We start from the raw sequence: 1,717 nt of genomic DNA, 5'->3' as shown, positions 1-1,717 counted from the left end.
CCTCGACACCGCCTCCTACGGGCTGCCGCCCCGCGCCGCGCACGAGGCGATGCTCGCCGCCGAGCGGGACCGCGCCGCCGGGCTGCTGACCGCAACCGGGATGGACCGGGCCGTGACCCGCTCCCGGGAGGCGTTCGCGCGGCTGCTCGGCGTCCCCGCCGGACGCGTCGCGTGCGGACCGCAGGTGTCCTACTTCACCGGGCTGGTCGCGGCGTCGCTGCCCGCCGGCGCGGCCGTCCTGACCGCCGAGGGCGACTTCACCTCCCTGCTGTGGCCGTTCGCCGCGCGGCCCGGCCTCACCGTCCGGCAGGTCCCCCTGGAGCGGCTGCCCGCCGCCGTCCGCGCGGGCGGCGCCGACGTGGTCGCGGTGTCGGCGGTGCAGTCCGCCGACGGGCGCATCGCCCCGCTGGACGACCTGATCGCCGCCGCCCGCGCCCGCGGCACCCGGATCCTGCTGGACGCCACCCAGGCCGCCGGATGGCTGCCGCTGCCCGCCGCCGACGTCGACTGGCTGGTGTGCGGCGGCTACAAGTGGCTGCTCGGCCCCCGCGGCACCTGCTTTCTCACCGGCACCCCGCAGGCCCTGGACGCGCTGCCCGCGATCGGCGCCGGCTGGTACGCCGGCGCCGACATCTGGGACTCGGTGTACGGGCTGCCGCTGCGCCTGGCCCCGGACGCGCGCCGCCTGGACCTGTCGCCGGCGTGGCAGTGCTGGGCCGGGCAGGCCCCCGCCCTGGAACTGCTCGCCCGCGTCGGCGTCCCGGCGATCCACGCCCACAACACCGCCCTGGCGCGCCGGTTCCGCGCCGCGCTGGGCCTCCCGGCGGGGGAGTCGGCGGGGGAGTCGGCGATCGTGCCGGTGCCCGTCCCCGCCGGCGCCGCCGAGGCGCTGCGCGCCGGCGGGGTGGCCGCCTCGGTGCGGGCCGGGCGGCTGCGGTGCGCGTTCCACCTCACCACCAGCCCGGCCGACGTGGACAGGGCCGCCGCGCTCCTGGCCCCGCTCATCGCCGCCGCACCCCGCTGACCTGCACCGATCCGCCGCCGGAAAATCTTTTGAGAAAAAGCCGGCGGGGATGTCGATCCGGCGGGCGGCCGTGCGACGCGTCAGTGAAAGGCCGATGAGACGCACCGCACGAAAGGACCACCGCCATGACCGCGACCCACACCCACACCCCCGCCCCGGCCCCCGCTTCCTCCGGCGCCTCCCGCATGACCGCGCGCCGCAAGGTGCTGTGGGGCCTGCAGATCTTCCTGGCGGTCTTCCTGTTCTTCGCCTCGGCGCTGCCGAAGTTCGCCGGGGAGGCCACCGCGGTCGAGACGTTCGACCTGATCGGCTGGGGCCAGTGGTTCCGCTACGTCACCGGCACCGTCGAGGCCGCCGGCGCGGTCGCGCTGGTCGTCCCGCGGCTGGCCGGGCTCGCCGGGATCGCGCTGATCGGCCTGATGGCCGGCGCCGCCCTCACCCAGATCCTGGTGCTGGAGCCGGCGTGGGCGCTGATGCCCGCCGCGTACGCCGTGGTGTTCGCCGCCGTCGCCTGGGACCGCCGCGCCGAGACCCGGCAGGTCTGGGACGCCCTGCGCGCGGCGCTGCGCCGCTGACCCCGCCCCAGGAGCGAAGGAGTGCGGGGGGGCCCCGCAGATGGGCCCCGCAGACCGGCCGGTCTGCGGGGCCCACCCGCGTCCCGGCCGTGTCAGGGCGCGTCGCGCGGGCCGGGGG

2 protein-coding genes are annotated in these 1,717 nt (G+C 78.0%); both read left to right on the top strand.

Annotated features, from left to right (window positions below; all coding sequences use genetic code 11):
• Nucleotides 1–1,024: aminotransferase class V-fold PLP-dependent enzyme (locus E1200_RS33125; protein WP_131956593.1), on the top strand; the 1,024-nt coding region annotated here is incomplete at its 5' end.
• Between the two features lie 125 nt (nt 1,025–1,149).
• Nucleotides 1,150–1,599: a DoxX family protein gene (locus E1200_RS33120; RefSeq protein ID WP_131956591.1), complete on the top strand. Its 450-nt coding sequence runs from the start codon at nt 1,150–1,152 to the stop codon at nt 1,597–1,599.
• Nucleotides 1,600–1,717 lie beyond the last annotated feature (118 nt).

The organism is Actinomadura sp. GC306 (genome assembly GCF_004348665.1).
Taxonomy (GTDB): Bacteria; Actinomycetota; Actinomycetes; order Streptosporangiales; family Streptosporangiaceae; genus Spirillospora.
The sequence above is the reverse complement of the archived record's forward strand: the minus strand, read 5'-3'. Positions and strand labels throughout refer to the sequence as shown.

Coding starts and splice junctions, on each gene's coding strand:
- E1200_RS33120 (WP_131956591.1), top strand. CDS start 1,150: ATGACCGCGACCCACACCCACACCCCCGCCCCGGCCCCCGCTTCCTCC.